Raw genomic sequence first — 24,405 nt, forward strand, 5'->3', positions numbered from 1 at the left:
GAACGGAACGACGCGACATGACAGGTTCGCCTCCGATCGTCGAGATGACGAACATCTCGATCAGCTTCCCCGGCGTGAAAGCCCTCGACGGCGTCGACTTCCGCCTGTTCCCGGGCGAGGTCCACACCCTCATGGGCGAGAACGGCGCCGGCAAGTCCACGCTCATCAAGGCCCTCACCGGCGTCTACCGCATCGACAGCGGGGACATCGTGATCGACGGGGAGACCCGACGCCTCACCGGCACGGCCGACTCGCAGGCCGCGGGCATCTCCACCGTGTACCAGGAGGTCAACCTCGTCACGAACCTCTCCATCGGAGAGAACGTGATGCTCGGCTACGAGGTCCGCGGCCCCTTCGGCATCAACTGGAAGGCCACCCACCAGGCAGCGAAGATCGCACTCGAGAAGCTCGGCCTCGGCCACCTCAACACCCGCTCCTCGCTCGCCTCGCTCTCGATCGCGATGCAGCAGCTGGTCGCGATCAGCCGCTCGACGGTGAGCGACTCCAAGGTGCTCATCCTCGACGAGCCGACCTCGAGCCTGGATGCGAACGAGGTAGAGAACCTCTTCGTCGTCATTCGCCGCCTGCGTGCGGCGGGCGTCGCGATCCTCTTCGTCTCGCACTTCCTCGACCAGGTCTACGCGATCAGCGACCGCCTGACGGTGCTGCGCAACGGCACCTTCGTCGGCGAATACCTCACCCACGAGCTCGACCGCACCTCGCTGATCTCGAAGATGATCGGCAAGGACATCGCGACACTGCGCTCCCTCGACTCCGAGCGCGAGAGCCAGGACCACCTCTACCGCGACGCTCCGCTCTACACCGCGACCGGTCTGGGCAAGAAGGGCTCCATCGAGAGCACCGACCTGACCCTGCACCGCGGCGAGGTTGTCGGCTTCGCCGGGCTCCTCGGCTCCGGCCGCACCGAGCTCGCGCGCCTGATCTACGGCGTCGACAAGCCCGACACGGGCGAGATCACGATGCACGGCACAAAGATCGACGTTCCCACACCGACCGCCGGACTCGCGCACAAGATCGCGTTCTCGAGTGAGAACCGCCGCGACGAGGGCATCATCCGCGACCTCTCGGTCCGCGAGAACCTCATCCTCGGCGTGCAGGCCAAGCGCGGCTGGGCCCGCCCTCTCTCCAAAAAGGAGAAGGACGAGATCGTCGGCAAGTACCTCGTGGAGCTCAACGTGCGTCCGGCCGACCCCGACCGACCGATCAGCAAGCTTTCCGGCGGCAACCAGCAGAAGGTCCTCCTCGGCCGCTGGCTCGCCACCGCCCCCGAGATTCTCATCCTCGACGAGCCGACCCGCGGTATCGACGTCGGAGCGAAGGCCGAAATCCAGGAGAAAGTCATCGCCCTCGCCGGCGAGGGCGTCGCCGTGGTGTTCATCTCGTCCGAGCTCGACGAGGTGGTCCGGCTCAGCGATCGCATCATCGTCCTGAAGGACCACCGCGTGATCGCGGAGATCCTCAACGGTCCCGCTGTCACTGCGGAGTCGATCGTCACTACCATCGCCGCAGAGGGAGTCGTCGACGAGGACGTCGTCGTCCTCGCGAGCGCCACGCAGGAGGCCGCATCATGAGCAGCGACACCCGACCCGCCCGGGGATCCGTCCTCGGCGGGATCATCCGCCGCCAGTACTTCTGGGGAGTCGTGGCGATCGCCCTGCTCCTCCTCGTCAACGTCGTGAAGGACCCCGGCTATCTGGCCGTCTCGGTCAGCCCGACCACCGGCTACCTCGTCGGCAATGTCATCGACATCGCCCGCGCCGCCGCTCCGATCCTGATGATCGCCGTGGGCATGTGCCTGGTCGTCGCGACCGGGGGCATCGACCTCTCGGTCGGCTCGATCATGGTGGTCGCCGGCGCCGTCTCGATGGAGTTCCTCAACTCCGCCGGAGCGCCCGAGTCGCTCGGCGCTGCAGCGGGAGCCTTCGCGGTTGCGCTGCTGGTGGCCGCCGTGCTCGGAGCCGTGAACGGCATCCTGGTCTCGGTGGTGGGCCTTCAACCCTTCATCAGCACGCTGGTCGTGATGCTCGCGGGCCGCGGCCTGGCGAAGGTGATCACCGGCGGTCAGAACACCGCCGCCACCAACGAGCCCTTCCGCTGGCTCGCGAACGGATACGTCTTCGGACTTCCGGTCGTGTTCCTCCTCGCTATCGCGATTGTCGTGGTCGTCGGAGTCCTGGTGCGCCGAAGTGCGCTCGGCTTGATGATCGAGGCCATCGGCATGGACCCGAAGGCGGCCCGCCTCGCGGGTATCAACCGCCGGGGCCTGCTGATGACCGCCTACATCGGCAGCGGCATCCTCGCCGGAGTCGCGGGTGTCTTCGCCACCGCGAGCGTGATGACGGTCGACGTCTCGCGCACCGGTTACCAGCTCGAACTCGACGCGATTCTCGCGGTCGTCATCGGCGGCACCTCGCTCGCCGGCGGCAAATTCAACATCACCGGAGCCGCCGTGGGCGCGATCCTGATCGCCACCCTCGACAAGACGGTCGTGTTCCTCGGAATCTCGTCGTCGGCGACCCCCGCCTTCAAGGCGATCGTCATCGTCGCGCTCTGCCTCCTGCAGTCCGAGCGCATCCGCTCCGCCTTCACATCCCGTCGCGAGGCGCGCCGCAGCGCCCCGCAGAAAGAGGCGATCCCCGCATGAGTGCCGTGATGACCCGCTCCGCTCCTCCGGCAAGCACGAAGCGCACCTCCGGGGCGCGCGGCTGGCTGAGCCAGCACCTCGACAAGTTGCCCACCCTCGCCGCGCTGATCATCTTCTTCGGGATGATCGTGTACGGCGAGGCCGCCTACGGCCGCATCCTGCAGGCGAGCACGATCTCGAACCTGCTGGTCAATAACGCGCACCTGATCATCCTTGCCGTGGGCCTCACCTTCGTGATCCTCACCGGCGGAATCGACCTCTCGGTCGGCGCAGTGATCGCGTTCAGCAGCGTGAGCGGCGTGCTCCTGATCAACGCCGGCTGGAACCCGTGGCTCGTGATGGTCCTGATGGTTGTGATCGGCGCTCTCTTCGGCGTGATCTCGGGTGTCCTGATTCAGTACTTCAACGTCCAGCCGTTTATTGCGACCCTGGCGATGATGTTCCTGGCCCGCGGCCTCGCCTCGATGCTCAGCACGGTCCCGGAGCGCCTCCCCGAGGATTCCGCGGTGCTGAGCCTCGCCGCCCCGATCAAGCTGATCGACGGGCCGAAGGTCAACGACTTCGTGATCAGCCCCGGTGTGATCATCGCGGTCGTCGTCGTGGCCGCGGCGTTCTTCGTCCTGCACCGCACCCGTCTGGGCCGCACGGTCTACGCGATGGGCGGTTCCGAGCAGTCGGCGGCCCTGATGGGCCTGCCGGTCGTGCGGACGAAGCTGTTTATCTACATCATCAGCGGCACCCTCGCCGGTCTCGCCGGAGTGGTTTATACGGCCCGTCTCGGCAGCGCGCAGAACATCACCGGCACCGGCTGGGAACTCGACGCTATCGCGGCGACCGTCATCGGCGGCACGCTGCTCACCGGCGGGGTCGGCTTCGTGCTCGGCTCGGTGGTCGGCGCCCTGGTGCTCGGCCTGATGAACGTCCTGATCACCCGCGACGGCGGCATCCCGCCGGAGGCGACCACGATCATCACCGGCGGCATCCTGCTGATCTTCGTCCTCCTCCAGCGCGCGGTTATGGCCCGCAGCAAGACGTAAACCGGGCTCCCGCCCGCTCACGCACGCACGGCGCCCCCTCGTCCCCCGGCGGACGAGGGGGCGCCGTGCGTGAGCGCCGCGCCGCCCTCACGGAGCCCCTGCGCCCCGGATTCCACACATCCGCACCTGGTCCCCCGTCCAGGGACTTGTCTTCAGCTTTTCTCTGAGGAAGAATCAGATTCGCGAGATCCCGGGTGAACACCCGCGTATCCTTCAGTTTCTTCTCCACAGCGCAGGAACGGGCACACCTCCTCCGCCGTCAGCGGGTGAACGCGAGTAGGGCCGTGCATCGACGCTCTTCCGCCGCCACCGTGTCACGGTAACGGCCGGCACCCAAGCGGAACCGCGCTCGTCGGAGTGGTCTACACGGCTCGTCTCGGCAACGCGCAGAACACCCCGTGCGCAGGGCCGACTCGTCACACATGGTTCGTCTGGGTCCGTGGTGGCGACCATCTGCGACGAAGGGAAAGCCGCAGAGGGCGGGGTTGGGGGTTCACGGGCGACTCGCCGGCGTGTTACCGTGAACATCGCTGACGATCAGTCGGCCCCCCCTCCCTCAGCAATGGTGCCGATCCTGGAGCAAGCGCGATGAAGCCTTTCCTGCGACCACTCGTCCTCGCGACCGCCGTCGCGCTGACGATCCCCCTCCTGACGGCCCAGTCGGCGAGCGCCGCCCCCGCCGACAGCCTGGTCCTGCGCTACGCGCTCGACGAGACCAGCGGCACGGTCGCCGCCGACAGCTCGGGCAACGGCCGCACCGGCACGCTGGTCAACGGAGCGGCACCGCGCGGAGCCGCGGGCGTCGCGCTCGACGGCACCGACGACTACGTGAAGCTGCCAGACAACCTCCTAGCGGGGCTGAACTCGATCACGGTCAGCACCGAGGTTCTGGTGAACGCGAACCAGGGCACGCCCTACTTCATCTGGGGCCTCGGCAACACGACGAACGGCGCCGGAAACGGCTACCTCTACACGACCGGCAACGGCTACAAGACCTCCATCGCCACCGGCAACTGGACCACCGAGCAGACCGTCACTTCCGGCGCGAACCTGGCCCGCGGCGTCTGGAAGACGCTCACCTACACACTCGACGACGCGAGCGACACCGCCCGCCTCTACCTCGATGGCAGCCAGGTCGCGCAGCAGACCGGAGTCACGATCACTCCCGCCGCGATCGGCAACGGCGCCACCACGGCCAACGCGATCGGCCGCTCCGTCTACACCGCCGACAAGACCCTCGCTGGCTCGGTCCGCGACTTCCGCGTCTACAGCACGGCGCTCAGCGCCGCCGATGTCGCCACTCTCCAAGCCTCGGACAGCACCCGCGTCTCGCGCGACTCCGCTGCACTGAACCTCGGCGACCTCTCTGCGGTGCAGGCGAACCTCACTCTGCCGACCAGTGGCTCGAACGGCTCCACGATCGCGTGGGCCTCCAGCAACACCGCGGTCGTCTCGACCAGCGGAGTCGTCACTCCGTCCGCCACCGGCGTCGCCCCGGTCGCCCTGACCGCCACGATCACCCGCGGCTCGGCCTCGACCACCCGCACCTTCACCGCCACCGTGCCGGCCAAGGACGTGAACGCCGACGCGCAGAAGGCGCTCGACGCTCTCTCGATCGTCAACGCCGGCGACGTCCGCGGCACCGTCACGCTGCCCACGAAGGCCGGCTCCTACGACGTCGCGTGGTCCTCCTCGAACCCCGCCGTGCTCAGTGCGACCGGAGTGGTGAAGCGCCAGGCCGCCGCCACTCCCGTCACCCTCACCGCAACGATCGCGGGCACCACAGCGACCCGTCAGCTGCCTGTGACGGTCACCGCCGCCCCCGCGAACCTCGACACCGACTACGACGCGGGCTACCTCTGGACCCACTTCGCCTCGACCGACTACGAGAAGATCTACTTCGGCTCGAGCACCGACGGCCTGCACTGGTCGAAGCTCAACAACGACAAAGCCGTCCTCGCCAACCTCGCCGGCACCCTCGGCGTCCGCGACCCGCACCTCGTCCGCTCGCCCACGGGCGATGAGTACTGGATCCTCGGCACCGATCTGCACGCTGAGGGCACCGCGGGCGGAGGCTCGTGGGACCAGGTGAACGCGAGCCAGAAGCTCGTCGTCTGGCGCTCCACCGACCTCGTGAACTGGAGCGACCAGAGCCTCGTGTTCGCCGGTTCGCCGAACGCAGGCAACGTGTGGGCTCCCGAGGCGATGTGGGATGAGACGACCGGGCAGTACTACGTCTACTGGTCCGGCCGCGACAAGACGCAGGTCGGTACCGACGACTGGGCCCTGCGCGTCTACGTCAGCACCACCCGCGACTTCGTGACCTTCTCGACTCCGACGGTCTGGCTCGACGAGAACTCGCCGACCAACAACGCCGACGGCCCGAACATCATCGACACGACCATCGCGAAGGAGGGAGGCACCTACTACCGCTTCTCCACCTCCGACTGGCGCACCGTCGTCGACACGGCCACGAGCCTCGCCGGCCCGTGGACGCGAGTGATCGCCCGCGGCGAGGAGAAGGCGCACGGCCTCTCGGACCACATCGAGGGACTGACCGTCTACCAGCTGCCGGACGGCCGCTGGGTCGTGATGGGCGACTCGGGCGGTTACTCCGCGTACGTCACCGACTCGCTCGCGAGCCTGCAGTTCACGGCGCTGCCGACCGGAGCGACCGGAGCGAACACTTCCTCGTTCACGAAGCCGTTCCGCCACGGCTCGGTGCTGCGCCTCTCCAGCGCCGAAGAGGCGCGCATCATGGCCGCCTACGGCACCAGCAGCACCGGCCCCGCCGCGAAGCCGGTCACCGCGGCCGGCGAGATCCTCCGCTACACCTTCGACGGCGGCTCGGGCACCACCGTGCGCGACAGCTCGGGCAACAACCAGAACGGGACGCTGCCCTCGGGCGGCACCTGGAAGGACGGCGCCCTGCAGCTCGACGGCACGGACGACTACGTGAAGCTGCCGAACGACCTGCTCGCCGGAGTGACGGACCTCACCATCCAGTCCGACGTCTGGATCGACCCCGCACAGGCCAGCCCCTACTTCCTCTACGGCCTGGGCAACACCACGAACGGCGCCGGCGACGGCTACCTCTTCACCTCTGGGAACAACTACCGCACCAGCCTCGCCACCGGGAACTGGACCACCGAGCAGACCGTCGCGGGCGGCTCCGCCCTCCCGCGCGGAACCTGGGCGCACCTGACCTACACGCTCCAGGGGACCACCGGCACGATCTACCTCGACGGAGTGAAGGTCGCCAGCGGCACCGTCACGACCGACCCGAAGGACATCGGCGGCGGATCCACATTGGCCAACTTCATCGGACGCTCGAACTACGACGGCGACAACCGCTTCCGCGGCCAGATCCGTGAGTTCGCGATCTACAACCGGGCGCTCAGCGCCGCCGACGTGCTCGCCGCCTCCGGCAACACGACGGCGCTGGTCGATGTGTCGCTGGCCGGCGACGTCCTCAAGACGACTCCGATCGTCGACTCGGCCTCTCGCACCGTCACCTTCCCGGTGAAGCCGGGCACAGATCTGACCACGCTCACCCCGACGTTCTCCACGGCGGCGGGAGTCACGGCGAGCCCCGCCTCCGGCACCGTCCGCAACCTCTCCACCCCGCAGACCGTCGTGCTCACGCCCACCGGCGGCGGCGCGACGACCACCTGGACCCTGAAGGCGGTCACCATGACGTCGCCGGTCATCCCGGGCCTGTACGCCGACCCGAACATCGCGGTCTTCGGCGATACCTACTACATCTACGCGACCACCGACGGCACCCCTGGGTGGGGCGGTAACACCTTCTACGCCTGGTCGTCGAAGAACCTCGTCGACTGGACCCGCGGCGAGAAGCCCTTCCTGACCCTCGACGGCGCGAACGGGAACGTCCCGTGGGCGACCGGCAACGCGTGGGCACCGACCATCACCGAGAAGGGCGGGAAGTACTACTTCTACTTCTCCGGCCACAACGCCTCGCTCGACCGCAAGACGATCGGAGTCGCGGTCGCGGACAGCCCGATGGGCCCCTTCACCGCGCAGCCGACCGCGATGATCACCAACGGCGAGTCGGTGAACTCGGGCCAGGCCATCGACCCGGCCGCGTTCACCGACCCGAAGACAGGCAAAAGCTACCTCTTCTGGGGCAACGGCAACCCGGTCTACGCCGAGCTGTCCGACGACATGCTCTCGATCAAGGCCGGCACCACCAAGCGGATCAGCGGTCTGACCGACTTCCGCGAGGGCACCTTCGTGAATTACCGCGACGGGATGTACCACCTCACCTACTCGATCGACGACACCGGCTCCGAGAACTACAAGGTCGGCTACGCCACCGCGACCAGCGTCGATGGACCGTGGACCTACCGCGGCGTGATCCTCGAGAAGGACCCGGCGCAGGGCATCCTCGCGACCGGCCACAACTCGATCGTGAACGTCCCCGGTACCGACGACTGGTACATCGCCTACCACCGCTTCGCCATCCCGGGCGGCAACGGGACCACCCGCGAGACGACCATCGACCGGGTCGCCTTCGACCCGACGACCGGCCTGATGCAGAAGGTCACCCCGACCCTCACCAGCGTGGCGCCGCAGACGGTCGTCGACAGCGCGCCGCTCGTGGCCTCGATCACCGGGAAGGCGACGGTGGGCAGCACACTGACCGCTTCCGCCTCCTCCCCGTGGACGGCGACCGGCTTCCAGTGGAAGCGCGGCGGTACCGCAATCAGCGGCGCGACAGCGTCGAGCTACACGCTCACCGCCGCCGACCGCGGAGCGACGATCTCGGTGGCCGTGACCGCCGCGAAGCCGCAGTGGACGCCGGCGACGGCCTCCGCCTCCGTTGGCCCGGTGACCGACGCGTCGCCCGCCCTCGCCGTGACCGCGACCGCCACGACGCGCTGCATCGCCGGAAAGATCGTCGTCACCGCGACCGCCACGAACCCGAACGCTGTCGCCGCGAAGATCGTGATCGGCACGACGTGGGGCTCCAAGAGCTTCGCGGACGTCGCTCCCGGCGCCACCGTCTCGGCCGCCATCACCACTCGGGCGACCAGCGTGACCGACGGATCCGCGACCGCCACGGCGACCGCGTTCGTGAACGGCAAGCCGACCACGACCTCCACGACCGCCCCCTACTCCGCGGCCAGCTGCGGCTGACCCGCGGGCACGACCTGACACCCACTGAGATCGAGCCGGCGACGACGCCGGCCGGAGAACGGAGAACACCCGACATGAACACCCGATCCCTTCTGATCCGCGGAGCCGCCGGACTGGCCGGAGGCGTCCTCCTGCTCGGAGTCGCCGGAACGGCCTTCGCCGCCGAGATCGACTACGGCAGCGACGACGTCGACGTCAACGTCGATATCGCCGACCTGCCCGGGACCGGCGCCCTCTCGATGTCCGTCGCGGGAACCTCCACGACGCTGACCGAGGACGGCTCGGACAACGTCCGCCGCCAGTTCACGGGCGCGCTGCCCACCGTCACCGTCACCGACACCCGCGACGCAGCGGACGTCCCCGAGGGCGCCGGCTGGTACGTCCTCGGTACCGCGAGCGACTTCACCTCGGCCGACGGCGCCACCATCGGCGCCGAGAACCTGGGCTGGACCCCGGCTCTGGTCGACGGCGGAGACCTCGGTCTCGTCGCGGCCGGCGACCAGGTCGACACGGCCATCGACGGCGGCGTCAACGGAGTCGGCCTCGAGGGTCGCGAGTTGCTCGCGTTGGCGATCGACTCGCAGGAGATCAACCCCGAGGGCTCCTGGAGCGCCGATGCGGACCTCTTCCTGCGCACCCCCGTGAGCGTGGACGCCGGAGCGTACTCGTCCACCATCACCCTGTCGCTCTTCGAGTGACCTCCCGCGGCCGGAGGGTGGACACCCCTCGGCCGCGACTCTCACGGCCGACGCGGCCGGGCCCTCCCGCCCGGCCGCGTCGCGCTTCTCCTGTGCGACCATGAGGTTCTGATGACTGCTCCGCGCCGCCCCGCTGCTCCGCGCCGCCCCCTCCTCCCCGCGCTTCTCGCGCTGATCGTCGCCCTGCTCGCCGCGGGCGTGGCCCCGCAGGCCGTCGCCGCCGACGGAGCGATCACCTGGGCGGTCAGCCCCTCGACCGACGGAGTGCCCGACCAGCGCTCCTGGGTCGAGCTCGAGCTCGCCCCCGGCGTCAGCGCCTCCGACGAGGCGGTCGTGCGCAACCTCAGCGATCAGCCCGTGACGTTCCAGATCACCAGCGCGGACGGCTACTTCACCGACAAGGGCCGCTTCAGCATGCTCACCTCCGATCAGGAGTCGGTCGACGCCGGACGGTGGATCTCGGCGCCCGAGACCGTCACCGTCGATCCGGGCGGCAGCGCAGTGGTGCCGTTCACCGTGACGGTCCCCGCCAACGCGACGCCGGGCGACCACGCCGCCGGCATCGCCGCCTCCGTGCTCTCGGAGGGAACCGAGGCCGGCGGAGCGAACGTCGGCGTCGAGAGCCGGATCGGTTTCCGCGTGATGACCCGTGTGACGGGCGCGGTGACCCCGTCCTTCTCGATCGAGGACCTCGCCAGCGACTACCGCCTCTCCTGGAACCCGTTCCAGCCCGGCTCGCTCTCGCTCGTCGCCGACGTGGTGAACACGGGCAACGTGCGCCTGCTCCTCGACGGCACCGCGAGCGCCCAGGGCGCCTCCGCCCCCGTCGTCGCCGCCGACGCCCCCCAGCAGGAGCTGCTGCCCGGCGACCGGCGCAGCGTGTCGGTGCAGCTCGACGGCATCTGGCCGCTGTTCGGAGTCGGCGCTGACCTGACGATCGCGCCGACCGTCATTGCGCCCGACCAGGATCCGGTCACCACCGCGCCCGCGACGGAGTCGATCACTGTCGCGGCCGTACCGGTCCCGCAGCTGCTCGTGCTGCTGGGCGTCGCCCTCATCCTGGCCGCGCTGCTCGCCGGCCGCTCGCGCTCGCGCCGCCGCATCGCCGCGCTCGTGCAGCAGGCCAAGGAGGAGGGCGCCCGCTCCGCGTCTGAGCACCGGGTGCTGTGAGGGAACCCCGAACCGTCGAGACCGCCCGTTACTTGTGGCTCCCTCGACGGGCCGGGGTTCCCTCGGTGTCCGGCGATGCGCCAGGCTGAGCGGATGACCATCTCCCGGCGTCTTGGCTTTATTGCTCTTGTTGCGACACTGGGAGGGCTGCTGTTCGGGTACGACACGGGGGTTATCAACGGCGCGCTGGAGCCGATGTCGGCCGAACTCAAGCTCACCGATCTGACCGAGGGAGTCGTCACCAGCTCGCTCCTGTTCGCGGCCGCGATCGGCGCCATCTCCGGCGGACGCCTCGCCGACGCCATCGGCCGGCGCGGCACGATCCGACTGCTCGCGGTGCTGTTCCTGGTCGGAGCGCTCGTCTGCGTCGTGGCGCCGAACGTCGCCGTAATGGTCCTCGGGCGAGCGGTCCTCGGACTGGCCGTCGGCGGCGCCTCGGTGGTCGTGCCGATCTACCTCTCCGAGATCTCCCCCTCCGAGATCCGCGGCTTGCTCGCCGGTCGCAACGAGCTGATGATCGTGATCGGCCAGCTCGCCGCCTTCGTGGCGAACGCCGTGATCGGCACCGTCTGGGGCGAGCTGCCCGGCGTGTGGCGGATCATGCTCGCCGTCGCCGCACTGCCGGCCGCGGCGCTCCTCCTCGGCATGACCCGCGTCCCCGAGTCGCCGCGCTGGCTCCTCGCGCACGGTCGCCGCGACGAGGCGCTCGGCGTACTCCGCACCCTCCGCAGTCCCGAACGGGCCGAGGAGGAGGCGGCGGGGATCGCGCGCTCGATCGCCACCTCCGAGGGCCCCAAGGTGCCGCTGCTCGAGGTGCTGCGCGAGCGCTGGGCGGTGCGCATCCTGCTGGTCGGCATCGGGATCGGAGTCGCGCAGCAGCTCACCGGCATCAACTCGATCATGTACTACGGCCAGTCGGTGCTGAAGGAGGCGGGCTTCGACCACGACGGCGCACTCGTGGCCAACATCGCCCCCGGCGCGATCGCGGTGATCGGCGGCCTGGTCGGGCTGCGGCTCATGCAGACCATGAATCGCCGCACGACACTCCTGCTCGGCTACTCCCTGACGACGGCCATGCACGTCCTGATCGGCATCGCGTCCGTCGCCCTGCCGGTCGGCACTCCCGCGCGGCCGTTCGTGATCCTGGTGCTGGTCGTGGCCTTCGTCGGCAGCATGCAGACGTTCCTCAACATCGTCACCTGGGTGATGCTGTCCGAGATCTTCCCGCTGCGGATCCGCGGAGTCGGCGTCGGCATCGCGATCTTCTGCCACTGGATCACGAACGCGGTGCTCGGCCTGTTCTTCCCCACCCTCGTCTCCGGAGTCGGGATCACCGGCACGTTCTTCCTCTTCGGCGCCGTCGGCCTGCTCGCGCTGGTCTTCCTCTGGAAGCGCGTGCCCGAGACCCGCGGCCGAGCCCTCGAGGAGGTCGAGGCCGGCGTCGTCTCCGGCGAGCTCCTGCGGCGCTGACCCCCTCCTGTCCCCCCTCCGCCCCTCCGCGAGATGCCACCTTCGTCGATGCCAGCCTTCGTGTCGGCCCTATGAGCGGCTTCTGATCACAGAGGCACGTTTTTTACTCCCGCGCGATCGCGGCAGACGGGACGGCCTCCGGCCATTCAACGGACTCGATGAGGACGAGCCACTCTTCCATGACACCTTGGCCGTCGATGATATTTCGAGAGCCAATCTCGTAACGCTTCAAGGGCGCTCGAAGGTCCCGGGAGATCCGAGCAAGAGCCCTTCCCTTTTCGATTGCACCCTGCACACTCCTACTTGCCGTCACCCCTGCGCCGACCATAGAACGGATCGACTCCTGCGCACTCTTTAGCGCGTTTCGGTCCTTCTCGCTCGGCTCGCTCCTCTGAGAGTGCCCGATTTCCGCGAGGGCCTTGAAGGAAGGATCGATTGCGAGGAGGGCCTGCATGTACTGCTCACCAGCAGCCTCGATCCTCCTCGTCGGCTCATCGAGCTCAGCCGCGGTTTCGCGAAGGACGAGGAGCTTCTTCGCTAGCGGCCTACCTTCGACTTCCGAGAGCTTGGCAGACCCCCGATTGAGGACGGCGCTGAAATCTTCAGTGGCTTTCTGAAAAAGGGTCATCGTATCTGTCCACTCTTTCGAGCGGTCGGGCAGGTCCGCCACGAGTTCTAACGGAGACGGCTGGTCACCGTAAGGATCGTCATCATCTTCCGCGACTAGATGCGACCCGCTTTCTTTGCGCCGTAACACAGAGCCTTTTTCTGCGACAAGCACCGCCTCGGCCGCGCCTGCGGCAGGTTGCGACTGCACGATATTCATCATCCGCCGCAGATCCTGAGCAAGTCCGTTCACGGCCTGCCGATGTTCCGGACCAGCCTCATCCACGAGGCGAAGTGCTTCCCAATCGCGATACTGAATTTCCGCGGCGATGGCCTTCGCCTGATTGACACTGGTCGGATCCAGTTCCTCGATCGGCGCATACCTAATCGCCAGGAGGTACTGAGTCACGCCTAGTGACTTCGCTGTGCTGTAAAAGCTCAAAAATTCCCGACGGCATTCTTCGCTCTCGAAGAACGAAGGTGAAAGTACAGGAATGAAGAAAGTCGTGGTCTGCAACGCGCCATTGATGCGTTCTCGCCACCGCTCTCCTTACTAGTAAGTGCCGATTCTGCGCCCGCAGGGCCGTTCGCCTGGCAACCTCTCAGGTCGCGTTGGAGCCGCATGCACATCGCAGCACCGATAACTGGTACCATATCCGGTACGAGTCAGGAGCTGAGATGGCAATCACCACGAGCGAAGCACGACGAGACCTCTTCGGGTTGATCGAGCGGGTCAACCTCGATCACACGGAGGTGGAGATCACCTCGAAGCGCGGGTCCGCCGTGCTGATGTCCAAGGACGAGTACGACTCGCTGGTCGAGACCAGCCACCTCCTGCGCTCCCCGGAGAACGCGCGTCGTCTGCTCTCCGCCCTCGAGAGCGCCCGCAGCGGCGACGTCGTCGAGCGGGAGCTCCTCGAGCCGTGACTCCCCGCACTCTCGCCTGGACGGCCGAGGCCTGGGAGGACTACCTCTCTTGGCAGTCCCAGGACCGGCGGACGCTCCGTCGGCTGAACCTCCTCATCGCCGATGTGCTCCGAGACGACCCGTTCGAGGGCATTGGCAAACCCGAGCCCCTCAAGCATGCATTGGTGGGAGCCTGGTCGCGGCGCATCGATGAGACGAACAGGCTCATATACCTCGCCGACGACGCTCGCATCACAATTCTCCAAGCGCGCTATCACTACTGATGCGCGGCGTGGACCCCGCGTCGCGCCGCTCCCGGAAGCGCCGCGGCTACTGGTAGGTGACGAGGTCGGGGAGGGGGCGGACCTCGGCCATCGTCTCGGCGGGGGTCAGCATCGGCTTGTCCTCGTCGTAGAAGTTCTTCCAGCCCCACGCGATGCCCTCGGGGGCGCCCTCGTGCAGTGCATCCCAGGTCGCCTGCTTGTCGGGCTGCGAACCCTGGCCGTCCACGTGGATCAGGAACTCCAACTCGGGGCGATCGCGGCGGATACTCTCCCGGTCCTGCAGCATCGAGAGCTGGAACTGGTGCAGCACAAACATCTTCGGCGGCAGACCCTCGCTCTGCACGAGGTCGGCCAGCCACTCCGACACGCTGTCGACCTCGGCGGCCGAGACCCGGCCGATCTGCTGCAGCGGCTTCTGGCCGGGCAGCAGCCGCCACTCCGGATCGAGCGCCAGGCCGACGTTGGGCAGCTTCAGCAGGTCGGCGTACTGCTGTGCCTGGGTGAGGAAGTCGGTGAGCCCCGACTGCAGATCGAGCACCACGTACATCCCGGCCGCCTGCGCGGCGTCGATGTAGGGGCGGAGGTCGGCGGCGTCGAGCTCGCTGGAGTAGTCGCCGTCCTTCCCGGGGTCACCCGCGGCGACCGTGGTGATGATCTCCAGACTCGGCACGACCTGCTTGCCGGTGAGCGCGCGATACGGCTCGGCCACCGCCTCCGCGCGCGTGATCGTCGACTCGAGGCCCTGCTCCCCCAGCACGCCGAGGACAGGCGCTCCCGGAGTGCCGTAGATCGCGACGAAGAGGTGCCCGCCGAACAAGCGCTGGCCGCCGCCCGGCAGCTGCCAGCCGCTCGCCGCCGCCCGTACGGCCCACTCGGGCTCCGACTGGGCGGCGAGCGCAGGGCCCAGCAAGAGGGTGCAGGACGCGTCGGCGTCGGCGATCGCGCTGACCGCATCACCCGAGGCGAGCAGATCGTCGCCGTCGACCACCGTCACGGGCACGCCTGCGGCCCGGGCGGTCGCCAGCGCGGCGACGTCGGCATCCTGCGCGCGGGCCAGAGCGTGCACGCCGGTGAGCGGGTCAGCGCGGGTGGGCAGGGTGCCGAAGGGAGCGTCGGAGGCGGTGGACGGCGCGGCGGCTGCGAGGTCGGCGAGCGCCAGGTCGGCGACGGTCACCCCGGTCGCGGTCCTGAGGGAGGCGGCGTCGGGTGCTGAGACCACGACGTCCACTCCCTCGGGCGCAGTGACGTCGCCGATCGCGAGCACGCGGGTCACGCCCAGGCGGGTGAACTCGGCGGCGAGAGCGTCTGCGGTCGGAGCGGAGGGGGACGGAGTCGAGGGGGTCTGCGTCGAGGGGGTCTGCGTCGCCGATTCGGAGGCGTCCGCGGAGTCCGTGGCGTCCGCCGCACTCGCCGTCGGCGCGGCCGTCGCTCCGGAGCTCTCAGCCGAGCCGACCAGCAGCGGTACGCCCCACGCGATGCTCACCTGCGCTGCGCGGAGCCGCGACTCCGCGACGTCCTCGACCAGGACAACCAGCGGGGCCGACGCGAACAGGGCCGCACTCGCAGCGAGCGCATCGGCGGCGGGCACCACCGGCGTCGAAGGTGCCGCCGTGCGGGTGCGGGGGGCCTCCTGGTCGGCATCCGGGTCGGAGGAGTCCGGAGTGCAGGCGCTGAGCAACGGGAGCACCGCGAGTCCGCCGATCACGACGCTGCGGCGCGAGAGCCCGGAGCGGGAAGGGAGGGAACGGGGTGACGAGGGCATGGCGGACCTCTCCTCTCGGAGCCCGGTCGGGGCTCTCTGGTGCGTGGCTGGTCCTTCGACTATGGCATCCCCCGCGCGAGCGCCGAGGCCGCCGTCGGGACGCGCTCCCGGCTGAGCCGGCCGACACAACGTCAGCTGAGAGCACCTCTCAGCCACCATCGTGGATGAGACGGCGCCTCAGCCGACGTTGTGTCGCCGTGCCTCCCCGCCACCCGCTGCCACTCGCAAAAAAGGGGAGCGGCGCCGAAGCACCACTCCCCTGAGCAGGCGGTTTAGACCGTGCGCGGCGCCTTCGCGAGGTTCGCCTCGAGCTCCTCGCGATTCTGACGTACCACGTAAGCGGGGCGGTCGCGCTCGACGCGCCACGACTCACTCAGCGGAGTGATCGCGACGGTATCGAAGCCGATCCGGTCGTAGAGGTCGGTCACGAAGTGGATCGCCTCGGGGTAGTCGCTGGACGTTGCGAGCGCGCGGCGGTCGGGCGTGCCGGCCGGGGTGCCGTCCGTGGTGATGTCGGCGGCCATGATGTGGTTGAACGCCTTGACGACCTTCGACTCCGGGAGGTGCTGCTGGAGCATCTCGCTGGTTGTGGTCTCGCCCTTGTCGAGCGCCTCGATGCGGCCGTCGCGCTCGAAGTAGTAGTTGTTGGTGTCGAGGACGATCTTGCCCGCGAGCGGCGCGACCGGCACCTCCTCGAGGTTCTTCAGCGGCACCGTCACCACGGCGACCTCCGCGGCCTCGGCCGCCTCCTGAGCCGTGGCGGCACGGGCCTTCGGGCCGAGTTCCGCGATGAGGTCGGCGAGGGTTTCGGGGCCCCGCGAGTTCGCGATGACCACCTCATCCCCGAGGGCGATGACCGCCCGTGCGACCTGGCTGCCGATGTTGCCTGCTCCGATGATTCCGTACGTCGTCATGCTGAGGTGAACGCCGCCGGCGCCGGGGCATTCCGCCCCGCGGTGTTCTCCCACTCCGCACCCAGGTCGGTGCTCCAGTAGCCTCGGTTCTCGGGCGCCGGTGCCCGAGAAGGAGTCCGTGATGCCGCAGTTCGACCTCCCGCTCGACCTCCTCGAGCAGTACGTCCCCGAGATCCCCGAGCCCGCCGGATTCGCCGAATTCTGGCGCGAGACGGTCGCCGAGGCACGCGCCGTCGCGACCGAGCCGCGCTTCGAGCGGGTCGATGCCGGCTTCGGACTGCTGGACACCGTCGATGTCACCTACTCCGGTTTCGGCGGCCATCCGATCCGCGCCTGGCTGATCCTCCCCCGCGGTGTCGAGGGCCCCCTCCCCGGCCTCGTGACCTTCATCGGCTACGGAGGCGGCCGCGGGCAGCTCGCGGAGTGGACCGCGATGTCGGCGGCCGGCTACGCGCACCTGGTGATGGACACCCGCGGCCAGGGGTCAGGGCACCGAGCCGGAGCCACACCCGACCCGGTCGGCAGTGGCCCGCACGCCTCCGGCTTCATGACGCAGGGCATCGAGTCGCCCGCCGAACACTTCTACCGCCGCGTCTTCACCGACGCGGTCCGCGCCCTCGACGTGCTGCGCGCGCATCCCGCCGTCGACGCCTCCCGTGTGGCCGTCTCCGGCGGCAGCCAGGGCGGGGGGATCGCCCTGGCCGTCGCCGGGATCGTGGGCCTGCTCGGCGAGTCGGAGTCGGCGCGCGCCGCGATCGTGGACGTGCCCTTCCTCAGTCACATCCCGCATGCCGTGCGCCTGGTCGACACGATGCCGTACGGCGAGATCGTGCAGTACCTGCACACCCATCGCGGCGCCGAGGCCCGCGTGTTCGACACCCTCTCCTACTTCGACGGCACCTCGTTCGCCCCGCACGCACTGTCCCCGGCGATGTTCTCGGTGGCGCTGCGGGATGACATCTGCCCGCCGTCCACGGTCTATGCGTCCTACAACCGCTACGCCGGCCCGCGCGAGATCCGGGTGTACCCCTTCAACGGGCACGAGGGCGGCGAGGCGTTCCAGATCGGCGAGCACGTGCGCTTCCTGGCTCGCGAACTCGCCTAGGAGGAGCCGCCCGGTCGGCGCAAGCGTCACGGAGGGGTTCGGCTTGTCCCTCACCCCTTCGTCGCCGGGAAGCACCTCGCCGGCAGCGCGCTGAGCACTGTCCTCCATGAGCAGGTCGCAGTCGTAGCCCTCAGCACAGGGGGGCGACAGCCACGACCCGGTACGAGTCGTCGGTCGAGCTCGTCTCACAGGCGGCCCGCAGCACCGGTCTCGTCGCGCGCGAACTCGTCCGATAGCGCCGTGATCCGTTCGGTCAGCACTGTCGTGTTCGCACGGGCCCCGGTCTCGTCGTCGAACCGACTCGTCTCCCTGCCTACCGTCCCTGCGTATTTCTCCGGGATGCTACTCATGGGCGGCGGTGACGTGCTCCGCTGGCGCGAGATCACGGTCCCTCCCGGACGACTCCGTTCATCGGCGGCGAGGCCAGGAACTCGCCGAGCATCCGATCCGCCTGAGCTGGCGGCGCTGATTCGGATTCCGGCGGCGCCGGACGGGCGTCGCTGTGTGACGCCGTGCGTCGCCGCTGGTACCCGTTCGCGGATCCGCTCGGCACTATCGACACCATGACCCGTCAGATCCGCTTCAACGCCTTCGACATGAACTGCGTCGCCCACCAGTCCTCAGGCATGTGGCGCCACCCCCAGGACCAGTCCTGGCGATACAAGGACCTCTCGTACTGGACCGACCTGGCGAAGCTGCTCGAGCGCGGCACCTTCGACGGCATCTTCATCGCCGACGTGCTCGGCACCTACGACGTCTACGGAGGCTCCAACGAGGCCGCGATCCGACACGGCGCGCAGGTCCCCGTCAACGATCCGATCCTCCTCGTCTCGGCGATGGCCGCCGCGACCGAGCACCTCGGCTTCGGCATCACCGCAGGGACGGCCTACGAGCATCCGTACCCGTTCGCCCGGCGAATGTCGACGCTCGACCACCTGACGAAGGGCCGCGTCGGCTGGAACGTCGTCACCGGCTACCTCCCCAGCGCCGCCCGCAATATGGGCCACGAGGACCAGCTCGAGCACGACGACCGCTACGACGTCGCCGACGAGTACCTCGAAGTGCTGTACAAGCTGTGGGAGGGGTCGTGGGAGGACGACGCGGTGATCCGCGACCGCGAGTCCGGCGTCTTCACCGATCCGGCGAAGGTGCACGAGATCGGCCACCGCGGCACGAATTTCACCGTCCCCGGCATCCACCTTTCGGAGCCGTCGGTGCAACGGACGCCGGTCATCTACCAGGCGGGCGCGTCGCCGCGCGGCATCCGCTTCGCGGCGGGAAACGCGGAGGCAATCTTCGTCGCGTCCTCGACGAAGGCAGGCCTCACGGCGACCGTCTCGCGGATCCGCGACGCCCTGGAGGCGGCCGGCCGCGACCGCTACTCCGCGAAGATCTACACGCTGCTGACGATCATCACCGCCGAGACCAGCGAGGCGGCGCACGCGAAGCACCGCGAATACCTCTCGTACGGCAGCGAGGAGGGGGCGCTGGTCTTCATGTCGGGCTGGATGGGCATCGACCTCTCGCAGTACGACCTTGACGAGCCGATCGGCAACGTGAAGAGCAATGCGATCCAGTCGGCCGTCGCCAACTTCCAGGAGGCGAATGCGGACGGCAGCGAGTGGAAGGTCCGCGACATCGCCAGGCTCAGCGTGATCGGCGGGCTCGGACCATTCGTCGTCGGCTCGCCGTCGGAGGTCGCCGACCACCTGCAGGAGTGGGTCGAGGAGACCGACGTCGACGGATTCAACCTCGCCTACGCGATCACACCCGGGACATTCGAGGACGTGGTGGAGTTCATTGTGCCGGAGCTGCGCCGCCGCGGCGCGTACCCGGAGGAGTACGTCGAGGGGAGCCTCCGCCACAAGCTGCACGGTCGCGGCGATCGCCTGCCCCAGGAGCACCTCGGCGCCGGCTTCCGCTACCGGAGCACCGCCTGATTCCGGCGTCTCGGGCGGCTGTGCTGTTCGTCATTCAGGATGAATGGTCGGCGCGCACCGTGGATCCGCGGATCCGGGACGTGCGTCAGGACATTCGTCCTGCGTTATGAACGGAATGACGCCCGACCGGCGGCCCAGACAGGGCGCTCGACCGCCCGCACCGGCCAGCGGCCCAGGCCCGGACGCAAAAACACCCCGCCGCGGCCTGCGACGGGGTGCTTCTGCGAGGTTCAGCCCTCGAAGGTGGCCTCGAGCGTGATGTCGACTCCGGTGAGCGCCTTGCTGACGGGGCACGTCTCCTTGGCCTCGTCGGCGGCCTTGAGGAACGCGGCCTCGTCGATACCGGTGACCTCGCCGCTGACGACGAGCGTGATACCGGTGAGCTTGAACCCACCGGCCGAGTCCGGGCCGAGCGAGACGTCGGCGCGGACGTCGAGCGCTTCAACGGTGCCGCCCGCCTGGCCGAGAACGGCCGAGAACTGCATGGCGTAGCAGGCGGAGTGGGCGGCGGCGAGGAGCTCCTCGGGGCTGGTCGAGCCGTTGGCGTCGTCCGCGGCGCGACGAGGGAACGAGACGTCATAGGTGCCGATCTTCGAGCTCGAGAGCTCGACCTGGCCCTCGCCGGTCTCGAGCGAGCCGTTCCAGGCGGTGCGTGCGGTGCGAGTGGGCATGAGTCCTCCTTGGCGAGCGGAGAGAGCAGTAGAACGATCGTTCTCCCCTGATGCGCCGAGCCTAGGTGGAACGCGCCGCCCCCTGCAACCGCCCGCTGCCGACCCTCGGCGAGATGCCAGTTCGGTAGGCCTTCATCGGCGTGTTGCCTCCTGAAGTGGCATCTCGCGGAGGGGAGGCAGGGGTCAGTGCACGAGTTTCAGGCCGATGACGCAGGCAACGATGCCGAGGACGAGCAGCGTGCGCACCAGCGAGAAGCCCTCGCCGCCGAAGAACATGCCGTAGAGCACAGTCAGCGAGGCCCCGATCCCGACCCACACCGCGTAGGCAGTGCCGGTGGGCAGCTCGCGCATCGCGTAGGCGAGGCCGGCCATACTCGCGACGACGCCGACTCCGAAGACCACCGACGGGCCCAGCCGAGTGAACCCCTCCGACTTGCCGAGGGCGGTGGCCCACACGGCCTCGAGCACACCGGAAAGGATGAGGACGATCCAGGACATGACAGCTCCTTCGAGTCAGTCTTGTCGCGTTCCGGGTACTGCTCCCTCGTCCGGTCGCCATCATCGGCTCAGGCAGTCTGCCCGCGCACGCTGGGCAGCCCCTGGGCAGCGCGGTGTGGCCGCGTCGCGCTCGTCGCATCGAGACGCCCTCCTGCACTCGCGCCCCGCGGCGCGGATCACCGCGTGGCTCTTTCCGGGCCACCCCGTACACGCACCGGAGCGGCTGTGGTAGCCGCATCGGCGGCCGCCCACCGGCGCACTCGCCGCTCCGGCGTGCGAGGCTTGAGGGTCGCTCCCTCCCCTTGCCCCCCGACCTCAGGACACTGTGAACTCGCCAGACATCGCGAAAGCCCCTGCCTTCCCCTGGATCGGCCTGCTCACGCTCGCCGGCGCCATCTTCGTCTCGGTCACGAGCGAGTTCCTCCCGACCGGGCTCATCCCGGACATGTCGCGCGACCTCGGCGTGAGTATCTCGCTCACCGGGCAGCTCGTCACGATCTTCGCCGCGACCGTCGTCGTCGCGACGACTCCGCTCACCCTCGTGACGCAGCGCTTCTCCCGCAAGAGCCTCCTCCTCGTGACACTGTGCACCATCGCGGTCGCCAACGTCCTCGCCGCGCTCGCTCCCACCTTCGGGCTGCTCATCGGCGCGCGCATCCTCGGCGGGCTCGCGCACGGCCTCTTCTGGGCGATCGTCGCCGCCTACTCCGCCCACCTCGTCGCTCCGGAGCAGCTCGGCCGCGCGACCGCGATCACGGCGGGCGGCGGATCCGCGGCCTTCGTCCTCGGCGTCCCGCTGGGCACCGCGCTCGGGCACGCCTTCGGCTGGCGGCCCACCTTTGCGATCCTCGGCGGCGTCGTCCTCGTGCTCGCGCTGATCGTGGTGAAGTTTTTGCCCGCTGTCGATCACCACATCCCGCTGCGGACGGGCGAGATCCGCCTGCCCGCCCGGAAGGACCGCACTCTCCCGCGCATCATCGGCGTCTGCGTCGTGATCCTGCTGGTGCTGATCGGCCAGAACACCCTCTCGACCTACATCACGCCCTGGCTCGAGAACGCCTCGTTCGCGCCCGACACGGTGCCGCTCGTGCTCTTCGCGTTCGGCGGAGCGGGTGCGGTCGGGCTGGTCCTCGCCGGCTTCGCGACCGACCGATTCCCGCGCTCCGGCTTCGTGGTCGCCGCGATCGCGGTCGTGCTGGCGCTCGTCGGCCTCGCTGTGGCGGCGGGCACCGGTGCCCCCACGGCCGTGGTCGTGGCCGCCGTGGTCTGGAACATCGCGTTCGGCGGCATCCCGGCGATGCTGCAGACCCGGATGCTGCGCACTTCCTCCTTCCAGCTGCGCAGCCTCGCCGCGGCGCTGCAAACGACCGCGTTCAACATCGGCATCGGCGGCGGAGCGATGGTCGGCGGGCTGGCGATCGACCTGAGCGGACTCGACGTGCTGCCGTGGGTCGCGATCGCGATCGTCGCGGTGGGGCTCGTCGTGAGCCTGATCGTCGATGCGCGGGCGACCGCGGCGGTGCGAGCGGAGGCGGTCGCGAGCCGCTGATCGCGTTCACAACTCCGGAAGAATCGCGGTCGGCGCCCGTGGATCCGCAGGATTCCGTGCGGCGACCACCGTTCGCCCTGCGTTGTGAACACGGCGATCTCCTCCGCTCGGCCGACGCGACGCCTCACGGAGCACGGGATACGGTCGAGGGATGAGAAACGAATTCCGATGAGCCCGCGGACCCTCGAGCCGCCCCTGGCGCTCCCCTACTACGGCGCCCCGCCGATGGCGGCCGTCCGCCGCTTCTTCGAGAACTACCTCCGCTTCCGCGGACGCGCGAGCCGCGCCGAGTACTGGTGGATCATCCTCACCGGCTCGATCGTGTCCGTCCTGCTGCAGATCGCCGACGGCGGACGGTGGGGCCTGGACCTGACGCTGACGCCGTATCCCAGCGGTGCGCCGTTCCAGACCGCCTGGGTGTCGATTGCCGCGGGGGCGATCGGCCTGGCGACGTTCCTCCCCTCGCTCTCGCTCGTGTGGCGCCGGCTCCACGATGTGAACCGCAGCGGGCTGTGGATCCTCGCGGGGCTCGTGCCGATCGCCGGCTATGTATTCCTGCTGATCCTGTTCGTGCTGCCGCCGCGGCCCGAGGGCGCCCGGTTCGACGAGCGCCCTACGCGCACCAGTCGCGCGAGCGCCCGTTGACGCTGCGTGCGGTGTCGCCGGTGCCGAGGTCGACGAGCACGGTCGAGGTCGCGCTGAAGCCCGGCTCGCCCGGGTAGTCGTCGGGCCGACCCTCGACCGACACGGTCTCGACCGCCAGGTACTGCCCATTCGGCGAGAGGCAGACGCCGCGGATGCGTCCAGTGGGCGAGGTGCGGAACACCTCTGAGGAGCCGGCGGCGTCGACGCGGACCACCGAGTACTGGGTCGCCCCCGTCTCGGGCGCGTACTCGGCCTCGAGCTCGACGTAACTCCCGGAGTCGAGGAGCAGGGTCTGCACCGGAGAGGCGGTCGCACTCACCCCGGCCGGCGGGAGCGCGAGCTTCTCGACCGAGCCGTCGGCCAAGTCGATCAGCGACCCGGACTCCGGGTCGGCGACCACGAGCCGGTTCGCTCCGGGAACGAAGCCCCGCAACTCCGCGTGCTGCCCGAGCGGGCTGATCGCGCCGGGCGTCAGCAGGTCGAGCAGCAGCACCGTGTCATCGAGCGAGTGGGTGACCACGGAGGTGGTGCCGGGCACGAACATCCAGTCGCTGGCCCGCAGCGGCCCGCCGTCGATCCCGAGCACCGGTACCGCCTCGGCCTTCCGGTCGGTGAGGTCGTAGGAGAAGAGGGCGCGATCGAGTGGGCCCGTGGGCGTCTGCCCGGTGAAGGTCCAGCCGAGCACGCCCTTCTCGGGAGAGGAGTGCAGCTCGCGGACGGTGCCGGGGCCGGGCAGCGGAATGATCCCCTCGGAGCCGGTGTCGAGGGTGATCGTGCGCAGGAGGTTCGTGTCGTCGGGCTCGATCGTCACGACCACCAGGACCGGCCCGACGACGGTGTAGTCCTGAATCCGGTCGGCCGTGAAGAGGACGCGGGCGTCGCCTCCCGAGAGCGGGCGGACGCGGACGGCGTCGGGCTGCGAGGGGTCCTCGGCGGTGCGATCGAGGGTGAAGAGGTCGGGGTCCTTCGTGGTGAAGGAGGCGGAGACGTCGGCGGCGGAGCCGGTCGCGGCGCTGCGGGCATCGTCGATTCCGATGTCGTAGCGGGTGGCGTAGCGGAGGGTGTCGGTGAAGGTCACGGTGAGCACGCCGCCGTCGAGTTCGGCGGTGTGCGGCGCGTCCGGGGTGACGGTGAGCCGCTCGAGCGCGTCGGGCTCCACGGCCTGGTCCAGGTGCAGGCGCGCGCGCCCGCCGTCGCGCTCGACCACGCCGTCGGTGCTGACCTCGAGGGAGGCGACACGGGGGCCCTTGGCCACCGTGGCGGCGGTGAGGCCGCCGATGGCGAGGACAAGCACAGCGACGACGGCCCAGAAGGCGCGGGGGAAG

19 protein-coding genes and 1 riboswitch are annotated in these 24,405 nt (G+C 69.2%); of the genes, 13 read left to right on the forward strand and 6 right to left on the reverse strand.

Annotation, left to right across the window (positions count from 1 at the left end; translation table 11 throughout):
* The first annotated feature begins 17 nt into the window (after positions 1-17).
* The 7 genes from A6122_RS14545 to A6122_RS14575 all read left to right on the forward strand — a co-directional run bounded on the left by A6122_RS14545 (position 18) and on the right by A6122_RS14575 (position 12,200).
* Positions 18-1,592, forward strand: coding sequence for a sugar ABC transporter ATP-binding protein (locus tag A6122_RS14545; RefSeq protein WP_068256378.1), 1,575 nt, complete (start codon positions 18-20; stop codon positions 1,590-1,592).
* Positions 1,589-2,665 (forward strand): ABC transporter permease, encoded by a 1,077-nt coding sequence (locus A6122_RS14550; RefSeq protein WP_068256381.1) that lies wholly within the window; start codon positions 1,589-1,591, stop codon positions 2,663-2,665. The genes A6122_RS14545 and A6122_RS14550 overlap by 4 nt, the downstream gene beginning before the upstream one ends.
* Positions 2,662-3,702, forward strand: a complete 1,041-nt coding sequence (locus tag A6122_RS14555; RefSeq protein ID WP_068256383.1) for an ABC transporter permease subunit — start codon at positions 2,662-2,664, stop codon at positions 3,700-3,702. Before A6122_RS14550 ends, A6122_RS14555 begins: the two co-directional genes overlap by 4 nt.
* A 588-nt stretch (positions 3,703-4,290) precedes the next feature.
* A complete protein-coding gene (locus A6122_RS14560) occupies positions 4,291-8,862 on the forward strand; it encodes a family 43 glycosylhydrolase (RefSeq protein ID WP_068256386.1) in 4,572 nt (1,523 codons plus the stop codon).
* A 74-nt stretch (positions 8,863-8,936) separates the two neighbouring features.
* Positions 8,937-9,560, forward strand: a complete 624-nt coding sequence (locus tag A6122_RS14565; RefSeq protein WP_068256389.1) for a hypothetical protein — start codon at positions 8,937-8,939, stop codon at positions 9,558-9,560.
* Between the two features lie 111 nt (positions 9,561-9,671).
* Positions 9,672-10,730: a WxL protein peptidoglycan domain-containing protein gene (locus tag A6122_RS14570; protein WP_068256392.1), complete on the forward strand. Its 1,059-nt coding sequence runs from the start codon at positions 9,672-9,674 to the stop codon at positions 10,728-10,730.
* A 93-nt stretch (positions 10,731-10,823) separates the two neighbouring features.
* Complete coding sequence (locus tag A6122_RS14575; protein ID WP_237358207.1) at positions 10,824-12,200, forward strand: sugar porter family MFS transporter; 1,377 nt, start codon at positions 10,824-10,826, stop codon at positions 12,198-12,200.
* 103 nt (positions 12,201-12,303) lie between these two features.
* Here the strand turns inward: A6122_RS14575 and A6122_RS14580 are convergent, their stop codons facing one another.
* Entirely contained in the window at positions 12,304-13,323 is a 1,020-nt protein-coding gene (locus A6122_RS14580) for a hypothetical protein (RefSeq protein ID WP_146076688.1), read from the reverse strand.
* A 161-nt stretch (positions 13,324-13,484) separates the two neighbouring features.
* On the opposite strand from A6122_RS14580, the gene A6122_RS14585 reads away from it, so the two are divergent.
* Both A6122_RS14585 and A6122_RS14590 read left to right on the forward strand, forming a co-directional pair.
* The gene (locus A6122_RS14585) at positions 13,485-13,733 is read left to right on the forward strand and encodes a type II toxin-antitoxin system Phd/YefM family antitoxin (RefSeq protein WP_068256399.1); all 249 of its coding nucleotides are present in this window, start codon (positions 13,485-13,487) and stop codon (positions 13,731-13,733) included.
* Complete coding sequence (locus A6122_RS14590) at positions 13,730-13,996, forward strand: Txe/YoeB family addiction module toxin (RefSeq protein ID WP_068256402.1); 267 nt, start codon at positions 13,730-13,732, stop codon at positions 13,994-13,996. The genes A6122_RS14585 and A6122_RS14590 overlap by 4 nt, the downstream gene beginning before the upstream one ends.
* A gap of 46 nt (positions 13,997-14,042) precedes the next feature.
* Here A6122_RS14590 and A6122_RS14595 read toward each other — a convergent pair whose 3' ends face one another.
* Together A6122_RS14595 and A6122_RS14600 are read right to left on the reverse strand one after the other, a co-directional pair.
* Positions 14,043-15,758, reverse strand: a complete 1,716-nt coding sequence (locus A6122_RS14595; RefSeq protein WP_068256405.1) for a hypothetical protein — start codon at positions 15,756-15,758, stop codon at positions 14,043-14,045.
* 272 nt (positions 15,759-16,030) lie between these two features.
* Positions 16,031-16,726 carry an NADPH-dependent F420 reductase gene (locus A6122_RS14600; RefSeq protein WP_257722300.1) on the reverse strand — a complete coding sequence of 232 codons (696 nt, stop codon included), beginning with the start codon at positions 16,724-16,726 and terminating at the stop codon, positions 16,031-16,033.
* Positions 16,727-16,793: 67 nt separating this feature from the next.
* Here A6122_RS14600 and A6122_RS14605 point away from each other — a divergent pair, with 67 nt between their 5' ends.
* Positions 16,794-17,777: an acetylxylan esterase gene (locus A6122_RS14605; protein WP_068256411.1), complete on the forward strand. Its 984-nt coding sequence runs from the start codon at positions 16,794-16,796 to the stop codon at positions 17,775-17,777.
* A 563-nt stretch (positions 17,778-18,340) separates the two neighbouring features.
* Complete coding sequence (locus A6122_RS14610) at positions 18,341-19,717, forward strand: LLM class flavin-dependent oxidoreductase (RefSeq protein ID WP_068257727.1); 1,377 nt, start codon at positions 18,341-18,343, stop codon at positions 19,715-19,717.
* A gap of 230 nt (positions 19,718-19,947) precedes the next feature.
* Here the strand turns inward: A6122_RS14610 and A6122_RS14615 are convergent, their stop codons facing one another.
* The gene (locus tag A6122_RS14615; protein WP_068256414.1) at positions 19,948-20,388 is read right to left on the reverse strand and encodes an OsmC family peroxiredoxin; all 441 of its coding nucleotides are present in this window, start codon (positions 20,386-20,388) and stop codon (positions 19,948-19,950) included.
* A gap of 183 nt (positions 20,389-20,571) precedes the next feature.
* Entirely contained in the window at positions 20,572-20,886 is a 315-nt protein-coding gene (locus A6122_RS14620) for a DMT family transporter (protein ID WP_068256416.1), read from the reverse strand.
* A 9-nt stretch (positions 20,887-20,895) separates the two neighbouring features.
* A riboswitch (guanidine-III (ykkC-III) riboswitch) is annotated at positions 20,896-20,959 on the reverse strand.
* A 252-nt stretch (positions 20,960-21,211) separates the two neighbouring features.
* Between A6122_RS14620 and A6122_RS14625 the strand changes: the two genes are divergently transcribed.
* Both A6122_RS14625 and A6122_RS14630 read left to right on the forward strand, forming a co-directional pair.
* Positions 21,212-22,435: an MFS transporter gene (locus A6122_RS14625; protein WP_068256419.1), complete on the forward strand. Its 1,224-nt coding sequence runs from the start codon at positions 21,212-21,214 to the stop codon at positions 22,433-22,435.
* Between the two features lie 168 nt (positions 22,436-22,603).
* Positions 22,604-23,080: a DUF805 domain-containing protein gene (locus tag A6122_RS14630; RefSeq protein WP_068256422.1), complete on the forward strand. Its 477-nt coding sequence runs from the start codon at positions 22,604-22,606 to the stop codon at positions 23,078-23,080.
* On the opposite strand, the gene A6122_RS14635 is transcribed toward A6122_RS14630, so the two are convergent.
* Complete coding sequence (locus tag A6122_RS14635) at positions 23,049-24,374, reverse strand: hypothetical protein (RefSeq protein ID WP_068256425.1); 1,326 nt, start codon at positions 24,372-24,374, stop codon at positions 23,049-23,051. The two genes, A6122_RS14630 and A6122_RS14635, sit on opposite strands and share 32 nt — an antisense overlap.
* Positions 24,375-24,405 lie beyond the last annotated feature (31 nt).

The sequence above is a fragment of the Rathayibacter tritici genome (assembly GCF_001641005.1).
Lineage (GTDB): Bacteria > Actinomycetota > Actinomycetes > Actinomycetales > Microbacteriaceae > Rathayibacter > Rathayibacter tritici.

Excerpts from the sequence above, each read along its gene's own strand:
- A6122_RS14545 (WP_068256378.1), top strand. The coding sequence starts at position 18 with ATGACAGGTTCGCCTCCGATCGTCGAGATGACGAACATCTCGATCAGC.
- A6122_RS14550 (WP_068256381.1), top strand. The coding sequence starts at position 1,589 with ATGAGCAGCGACACCCGACCCGCCCGGGGATCCGTCCTCGGCGGGATC.
- A6122_RS14555 (WP_068256383.1), top strand. The coding sequence starts at position 2,662 with ATGAGTGCCGTGATGACCCGCTCCGCTCCTCCGGCAAGCACGAAGCGC.
- A6122_RS14560 (WP_068256386.1), top strand. The coding sequence starts at position 4,291 with ATGAAGCCTTTCCTGCGACCACTCGTCCTCGCGACCGCCGTCGCGCTG.
- A6122_RS14565 (WP_068256389.1), top strand. The coding sequence starts at position 8,937 with ATGAACACCCGATCCCTTCTGATCCGCGGAGCCGCCGGACTGGCCGGA.
- A6122_RS14570 (WP_068256392.1), top strand. The coding sequence starts at position 9,672 with ATGACTGCTCCGCGCCGCCCCGCTGCTCCGCGCCGCCCCCTCCTCCCC.
- A6122_RS14575 (WP_237358207.1), top strand. The coding sequence starts at position 10,824 with ATGACCATCTCCCGGCGTCTTGGCTTTATTGCTCTTGTTGCGACACTG.
- A6122_RS14585 (WP_068256399.1), top strand. The coding sequence starts at position 13,485 with ATGGCAATCACCACGAGCGAAGCACGACGAGACCTCTTCGGGTTGATC.
- A6122_RS14595 (WP_068256405.1), bottom strand. The coding sequence starts at position 15,758 with ATGCCCTCGTCACCCCGTTCCCTCCCTTCCCGCTCCGGGCTCTCGCGC.
- A6122_RS14605 (WP_068256411.1), top strand. The coding sequence starts at position 16,794 with ATGCCGCAGTTCGACCTCCCGCTCGACCTCCTCGAGCAGTACGTCCCC.
- A6122_RS14610 (WP_068257727.1), top strand. The coding sequence starts at position 18,341 with ATGACCCGTCAGATCCGCTTCAACGCCTTCGACATGAACTGCGTCGCC.
- A6122_RS14615 (WP_068256414.1), bottom strand. The coding sequence starts at position 20,388 with ATGCCCACTCGCACCGCACGCACCGCCTGGAACGGCTCGCTCGAGACC.
- A6122_RS14620 (WP_068256416.1), bottom strand. The coding sequence starts at position 20,886 with ATGTCCTGGATCGTCCTCATCCTTTCCGGTGTGCTCGAGGCCGTGTGG.
- A6122_RS14630 (WP_068256422.1), top strand. The coding sequence starts at position 22,604 with ATGAGCCCGCGGACCCTCGAGCCGCCCCTGGCGCTCCCCTACTACGGC.